Raw genomic sequence first — 7,500 nt, forward strand, 5'->3', positions numbered from 1 at the left:
TGGATCACCGACTTAATAGAGAGAGTACGACTGTTTTTGTTGTCATTATTTTGTCTTTTGTCGGCTTGCAATACGCCTCGCCGCTTGCCCCTAGTTCGACCTTATTTACTTATGGATGAATTTGCCATGACCCGTATGACCAAATCGCACTAAATCCAATCGCTTTTTGATCAGCTTCACAGATTCAAATATCTGACGCCAGAAAAACGCCAAAAACGAAAGCGAACACCAGAAACCGCTATAGACTCTTCGCCCCAGATATTCTTCATCGAGGTGAATATGACGGTTTACGAATCAACTGAGTCCGCTGAAATTGCGCTACCCGTAGAAAGCCTGATGAATCCCAACCACGGGGCTGCCCTTATTCCTTTCGTACCTCGCGGCACGGTGACTTTGTCACTTCAGAGAACTTCGCGGTCTTGACCGGCACTGGTTTTCCGGTTGCAACAGATAGCCGGGCGCCCTCTTGGTTCGGTCTAAGAAACATTCAGGTCAACGGCAACAGGGATAACAACAATACCGGACGGGTATGCTGCTTCTATGGTACCTACACGATAATAGATCACGTTGTTATCGGTTGGGGTGTGAGCGGCGGCCTCTATACTGAGTACGCAACGAATGTAACCAGCAACGCTTCAGTTGCCGATCAAGAAGAAGGCTTTGTTCGCGGAACTACTTCAGCAAAATTCTCGACGACAAATGTAACGGCGCGCCCACTTATTGCACCATTCTGCATTGTTTCCAGGGAGACATGAGCTGGACAAGTGCAAGCGGTCGCAAGCGCAAGAACATCTACATCGGCACCAATGGCTCGTTTGGCCAGATCACTGTTGATGGCGGATTTTTGGAAGTAAATGCGGATTCGTGCCTGATTTCAAACCTTAACCAGTACTTCGGTGGCCAGGGAGGCGACATAGTGACGCTTTCGGGCTCGCGCAACATGATCGGAGATTGGTTTCATGCGTTGTTCCGCGACGGACGCTACGAACATTGAGTATCGGGTGGTGGAACCGGCGATTGGTGGCGTTATGAGCATCGCCGTACAAACGACGGCTCAGTAAAACGAAGCAAGAGGCCTGATCCTCTTGCTTTGCGTTCATTCTCAATACGCGTTAGAGCCTGAAATCACTTCGCTGTAATCACCGACAACTTGGTAATCCCCGCCCGCTCGATCGAGGCCATCGCGCGGGCCACTTCGCCATAATTCACTCCGTTGTCCGCCTGAAGCTGCACGCGCACCTCCGCATCTATGGTCTTGGCGGACTTGAGATTGACTTCCAGCAAGTCAGGCTGGATTTCGTCCTTGTTGATGAACACCTTGCCCTTGTCGTCGATGCTCACCACCAGCGGGTCTTTTTGCTCCACCGGTGCTACCGCTTCGGTCTTCGGCAGGTTGATCGGAATCGAGTTGGTCAGCAACGGCGCGGTGACGATGAACACCACCAGCAGCACCAACATGACGTCCACCAAGGGTGTGACGTTGATCTCGCTGAGCACTTCATCGCTGTCTTGTGTGGAAAATGCCATGTCAGGAGGCCTCCTTGACTTTCTGACCGGCGACGGTGGCGCCGGACTTGCTCAATACCGGGTGCAACAGCACGCGGAACGAATGCTTCTGCGCCAGGCTGTAGAAGTCGTGGGCAAAGTCGTCGAGGTCGGCCGCAGTCAGTTTCAGGCGACGCAGAAAATAGTTGTAAACCAGCACCGCCGGTACCGCGACAGCGATGCCGACGCCCGTGGCGACCAGGGCCGCACCGATCGGCCCGGCGACGGTTTCCAGGCTCGCCGAGCCCGCCGCACTGATGCCTTTGAGCGCCGACATGATTCCCCACACCGTCCCGAACAGACCGATAAAGGGCGACGTGCTGCCGATACTGGCGAGGATCGCCAGGCCACTTTCCAGCGAACGCCGCTCACGCACGATCTGCTGACGCAAGGCGCGTTCGAGACGGTCCTGATGGTTGATCGACTGGCTCAAATCAGCGTTCTGGTTATCGCTGACCTGAATCGCTGCATAACCGGCCAGCGCCACACGGGCCGCCGCGCCGGGCTGGTTGTTGGCGAGTTCGGCGGCCGAGTCCAGGCTGGAAGCAGCCCAGAATTGTTTATGAAATTTTCGGTCTTGCGTCTTCAGGCGAGTGAACTGCAAACCCTTGAGCAACGCCAGGCCCCAGGTCGCGACGGAAAAGAGGATCAACAGCCAGATGACGGCGTGTTCGATGGATTCGAAAGGGGATGCGATCAGGTTCATGGTCAGGCTCTCCAGCAAGGCATTGGATCGGTTGTAGCGATGCGCCTTGTGTCAGGTAGCCCGCGGTGTACTTCAGTAGGTTCGAGTTACTTGATTTTGAAATCGATCGGCACGCTGACCCAGCCGTCCTGGGCGACATCGCCCTGCTTGGCCGGCACGAAACTCCAGCGCTTCACTGCTGCCAGCGCCGCGTCATCGAGTTGATCGCGGCCACTGCTTTTCTGGATCTGGATCTCACCCGGTTTGCCACTGGCCAACACATGCACCCGCAACAACACTGTGCCTTCCCAACCGCGACGCATCGCCAGCGATGGATACTCCGGTGCCGGGTTCTTCAAGTAAGCGGCGCTGGCCGAGGCCGGCGTCACCGGTTTCGGTGCAGGCGGTGCGGGTGGAGCCGGCGCGGCGACCGGCTGTGGCGGTGCAGGCGGTGCCGGTGGTTGCTCCACCGGTTTCGCCACGGGTTTCGGCACAGGCTTGACCACCGGTTTTGGCTTGGGAACCGGTTTCGGCGGCGGTGGTTTCACGGCCAGTTCATCCTCCACCGGCGGTGGCGGTTCGACCACTGGCTGCGGGATCGGCTCGGGCGGCGGTGGTACCACCACGGGCGGTGCCGGTTGCGAGAACTCGATGGTCATCGGCGGAATCTCCGGCGGCACCACGGGCAGCTGCGGCGGCGGTGCCTGGTTGACCCAGACAATCACCGCACCATGCAGCACCAACGCAAACACCCCCAGCAAGACCACCTCACGACGACTCAACACACGCTTGGGCGTGCTGTGCAGACGCGACAACGCCAGGGGTTCGCGGAAAACCCGACCGATATCGAGCAGTTCGCCACCGGGTAACGGGTGTCGAAACACCTCAAGGGCACTGGTGGCGCTCTGGACATTGCCCATTGAAAGACTCCTGTAATGCTTAATAGAACGCGTACCGCGACCCGGACTAACGCGTCGATCCGGACTGCGTCACCGTCAACGGCGCTGCGGAAAACACTGCGGTGTCCGTGAGCTTCTCGACGTCGACACGATGGGGAAAGATGTTCTTTTCCACGAACAGATCATCGACTTGCTGCAAGGCTTGAACATCTCGCGATTCGAGTGGCAGCAGCGACTCATCGCCCCAACTGCGCAGGCGTTTCGAGACGTCCAGAGGAATGTCGTTGACCTTGGCGAACACCCGGGCGTACTCATCAGGGTTCTGCCGGGCCCACTCGAACGCCTTGGCGAAACGCTGCAACACGTCACTGAGCGCCTTGCGCTTGAGCGGGTCGGTGAGGGCTTCGTCCGAAGCCGTAATAAACGTCAGCCCGGTATTGATGCCCTCGCCGCTGATCAACACCCGCGCGCCCTGCTGCTCGGCAAACGCCTGATAGATACCGAACGTTGCCCAGGCTTCGATCTTGCCGGCATTGAACGCTGCGAGAGCGTCGGTCGGCAGGACGAATCCGATGTTGACGTCTTTCTCATCGACCCCGGCATTGGCCAGCGCACGAATCAACAGGTACTGGGAAATGCTGCCTCGGGCCGAAGACACCACAACGTTTCGACCTTTCAAATCCGCAACGCTATGAATGGCCGAATCGGCGGGCACCAGGATCGCAATCCCCCTCGACTGGCTGCGCCGCACAGCGACGATGCGCAACGGCGTGCCGCCAGTGGCAGCCGCAAGCACCGGCGTATCACCGGCCGGCGCGAGGTCGACGGCGCCGGCGCGCAAGGCTTCGAACAACGGCGCCGCACCCTGGAAGTTCGCCCACTCGACCTTGTAGTCAATGCCTTCCAACGCATTCGCTGCCTCGACCACGGTGCGCAAGCCTTTGGCTTGATCGCCCAGCACCAGCGTCACACCGGACAAATCGGTCTGAATGGAGGATGCCGATTTGTTGTCGACCGTTTCACCGCAACCGCTGAGCAACAGTGCGGCTCCCGAGAGCAAAACAGCTGCAGATTTCCATACCCGTAGCGACATGGTGGACCCTCCCTGGATCAAAAAACTGGAAACGGAATCAGCCATGAGCGAAACGCCGGACCGAGGTGTTGGCTGGCCGGCGCTCAGCGACGGCCGTGGTTTCCACTTCAACCCCCAGCAAACCCAACAGCCGCGCGCGGATGGCTTGAAAACCGTCCTGGCCGGTGTCTCGGGCCCGAGGCAGGTCGATGGTCAATTGGTCGGCGATCTTGCCATTGGCGAGTACGATGACCCGGTCAGCCAGCAGGATGGCTTCATCCACGTCATGGGTGACCAGCAGCACCGCTGGCGTGTGTTTACGCCACAACTCGATGATCAGCCGATGCATGCGAATCCGGGTCAATGCATCAAGTGCGGCGAACGGTTCATCCAGCAGCAACAGCTTGGGCTCGCGAACCAAACCACGGGCCAGGGCCACGCGTTGTGCTTCACCGCCGGAGAGCGTGGCCGGATAGGCTTCGAGCCGGTGAGCCAATCCCACTTCGGTCAGCGCCTGCACTGCGCGAGCCTTGGCATCCGGGATGTGCAGGCCAAGAATCACGTTCTTCCAGGCGCGCTTCCAGGGCATCAGGCGCGGTTCCTGAAACACCGCCGCCCTCGCCTTCGGCACCAGCAATTGACCACTGTCGATACTGTCGAGCCCGGCAAGGCTGCGCAGCAACGTGGTCTTGCCCGAACCACTGGCCCCCAGCAACGCGACGAATTCGCCGGGGGCGATGTCCAGATCCAGGCCATCGATGACCCGTTGCTGGCCGAACTGGCGCACCACATTGCGCAGTTGTACCGGTGCTGCCGAATGTAGTGCTTTGGACGCGTCCAGAAGATCGATGCTCGACATATCAATTCCTCACAAAAGTTGGGCGCCAGGCCAGGGCGAAACGCTCCAGCGTACGGATCAGTCCGTCGATCAACAGACCGAGGACGCTGTAAATCAGCAGGCAAATGACGATCACGTCGGTGCGCATGAAGTCCCGCGCATCACTGGCCAGGAAGCCGATACCGGCGGTGGTGTTGATTTGCTCGACGAACACCAGCGCCAACCAGGAAATCCCCAGGGAGTAGCGCAGGCCGACAAAGAATGAGGGCAAGGAACCCGGCAGAATCACGTGCCAGATCAACTCGCGGCGACTCAGGCCCAAGGTGTTAGCGGCCTCGATCAGCTTGGGGTCGATGTTGCGAATACCGGCGAAGAGGTTCAGGTACACCGGAAAAGTCGTGCCGGTGACGATCAGCGCGATCTTGGTGAATTCGCCGATACCGAACCAGAGAATGAACAGTGGCACCAACGCCAGCGAAGGAATGGTGCGCAGCATTTGCAGCGGTGAATCGAGTATCACCTCTCCGCGCTTGGACAACCCGCTGATCAGCGCCGCGACCACACCAATGCTGACGCCGATGCTTAAACCCACCAATGCCCGTTGCAGTGACACCAGCAAGTGCTTACCCAGTTCGCCGGACGCAATCATCGCCCAGAGCGTGCCGCCGATCTGCGAGGGTGCGGCGATGACGCGTTGTGGGATCAGCCCTGCTTGCGAGGCTAATTCCCATAACAGCAACAGTGCGATCGGGCTGAGCAAACGCAGCAGCACTTCAGGTGTCCGCCAGTTGCGCAACCAATGGGGCAGCAACTTCGACGCGCCCTGCAACTCACCGGTGTGGCGAGCAGCCTTGGTGACGGAAAACGAGCTGCTGGCGCTCGATGTATCGAAGGTCTTTTCAGTCATCAGGCTTCCTTCCTCAAAAAGAACATGGCCAGAGGTGCCATGCATCAGCTTCGGTTTTCATGCTATTCGCATAAAAAACCTCAGTGAAATTCTTTTTAGGAATAACCTAATATGATTAAAAATCAGATATCAGGCCAGCCTGATAAATTGTTTGCATAATAAATATGCGCGTTCCTTGTCCGCTGCGGGCTGCATGGAAGTCGCCGCGTAAAATGCGTATAACTCATACAAGACGATCACCTTCATTCCGTATTTTAATAATTAACTTAGAACCAAACGGCATTTCACACGCTCCCACGCTACGCCTATTTTTGATCCCACAGACCGACCCCAATGCCAGGTGGAGGCTTGAATCACGCCTATCCAACGACAAGGAACTCATCATGAGTATTGAATTCATCGGCTACATCGGCGGTCACCATTCTTCGGAAATCCACCCTCGCAGCGGTCCTGTCCTGCAGCCCGACTATGTGGAAACAGTGGCACGCGCCCATGACGAAGCCGGGTTTGACCGGGCGTTGGTGGCTTTCCACTCCAACAGCCCGGACAGCACGCTGATTGCCTCGCACGCCGCCAGCGTGACGAAAAACCTCAAGTTCCTGATTGCCCATCGACCGGGCTTTGCCGCGCCGACTTTGGCCGCACGACAGTTCACCACCCTCGATGTATTCAATGGCGGGCGCACCGCCGTGCACATCATTACCGGCGGCGATGATCGCGAACTGCGTGCCGATGGCAGCTACATCGGCAAGGACGATCGCTATGCGCGTACCGATGAATACCTCAGTGTGTTGCGTCAGGAGTGGACCAGCGAAAAGCCTTTCGACTATGACGGCAAGTATTACCAGGTCGAGGGTGCGCACTCAGCCGTGAAGTCACCTCAACAGCCGCACATTCCGTTGTATTTCGGCGGTTCATCGACGGCGGCCATCGAAGTGGCGGGCAAGCATGCGGACGTGTATGCGCTGTGGGGTGAAACCTACGAACAAGTGCGCGACGTGGTGAAGCAAGTGCGCGCCGAGGCCGCCAAACACGGTCGTAGCATTCGCTTCAGTTTGTCGTTGCGCCCGATTCTGGCGGACACCGAAGACCAGGCCTGGGAACGTGCCGAGCGCATCCTGCAACAGGCCACTGCGCTGGCCGAACAGAACGGATTTGTGCGCCGCGAGCCACCGAACGAAGGCTCCCGCCGCCTGCTCGCCGCTGCCGCCCAAGGCGCACGCCTGGACAAGCGACTGTGGACCGGCATCGCTGGCTTGCTGGGTGCACAAGGCAACTCGACCTCACTGGTTGGCACGCCGGAACAAGTGGCCGAAGCGCTGCTCGACTACTACGACCTGGGCATCACCACCTTCCTTATCCGTGGCTTCGACCCGCTTGAAGACGCCATCGACTACGGCAAACGCCTGATCCCGCTGACCCGCAAACTGGTGGCGGAGCGTGAGCGGCAAGCGGCGGAAAAAGTCGCCTGATCCTAACTTCATAACCACAAAAGATCGCAGCCTGCGGCAGCTCCTACAGAGACATGGACACCCGGGAATTCCCGGGTGCATT

At 58.4% G+C, this 7,500-nt stretch carries 8 protein-coding genes; 2 read left to right on the forward strand and 6 right to left on the reverse strand.

The genetic code is table 11. The features are described from left to right. Positions 1-751 precede the first annotated feature (751 nt). Entirely contained in the window at positions 752-994 is a 243-nt protein-coding gene (locus tag ACW9JC_RS01240) for a hypothetical protein (protein ID WP_457453075.1), read from the forward strand. A 131-nt stretch (positions 995-1,125) separates the two neighbouring features. On the opposite strand, the gene ACW9JC_RS01245 is transcribed toward ACW9JC_RS01240, so the two are convergent. The 6 genes from ACW9JC_RS01245 to ACW9JC_RS01270 form a co-directional block, all read right to left on the reverse strand. Next, entirely contained in the window at positions 1,126-1,527 is a 402-nt protein-coding gene (locus ACW9JC_RS01245; RefSeq protein WP_457453076.1) for an ExbD/TolR family protein, read from the reverse strand. Position 1,528: 1 nt separating this feature from the next. Beyond that, a complete protein-coding gene (locus ACW9JC_RS01250; RefSeq protein ID WP_448107586.1) occupies positions 1,529-2,251 on the reverse strand; it encodes a MotA/TolQ/ExbB proton channel family protein in 723 nt (240 codons plus the stop codon). An 86-nt stretch (positions 2,252-2,337) separates the two neighbouring features. Further along, positions 2,338-3,150: an energy transducer TonB gene (locus ACW9JC_RS01255; RefSeq protein ID WP_457453079.1), complete on the reverse strand. Its 813-nt coding sequence runs from the start codon at positions 3,148-3,150 to the stop codon at positions 2,338-2,340. Positions 3,151-3,196: 46 nt separating this feature from the next. Further along, positions 3,197-4,222, reverse strand: coding sequence for an ABC transporter substrate-binding protein (locus ACW9JC_RS01260; protein ID WP_457453081.1), 1,026 nt, complete (start codon positions 4,220-4,222; stop codon positions 3,197-3,199). Positions 4,223-4,259: 37 nt separating this feature from the next. Continuing rightward, complete coding sequence (locus tag ACW9JC_RS01265) at positions 4,260-5,060, reverse strand: ABC transporter ATP-binding protein (RefSeq protein ID WP_457453082.1); 801 nt, start codon at positions 5,058-5,060, stop codon at positions 4,260-4,262. A 1-nt stretch (position 5,061) separates the two neighbouring features. Then, entirely contained in the window at positions 5,062-5,946 is an 885-nt protein-coding gene (locus ACW9JC_RS01270) for an ABC transporter permease (protein ID WP_457453084.1), read from the reverse strand. A gap of 383 nt (positions 5,947-6,329) precedes the next feature. Here ACW9JC_RS01270 and ACW9JC_RS01275 point away from each other — a divergent pair, with 383 nt between their 5' ends. After that, on the forward strand, positions 6,330-7,418 hold the full coding sequence (locus ACW9JC_RS01275) for an LLM class flavin-dependent oxidoreductase (RefSeq protein WP_457453086.1): 1,089 nt from the start codon (positions 6,330-6,332) through the stop codon (positions 7,416-7,418). Positions 7,419-7,500: the final 82 nt, after the last annotated feature.

Source organism: Pseudomonas sp. SDO5591_S426 (assembly GCF_054070755.1).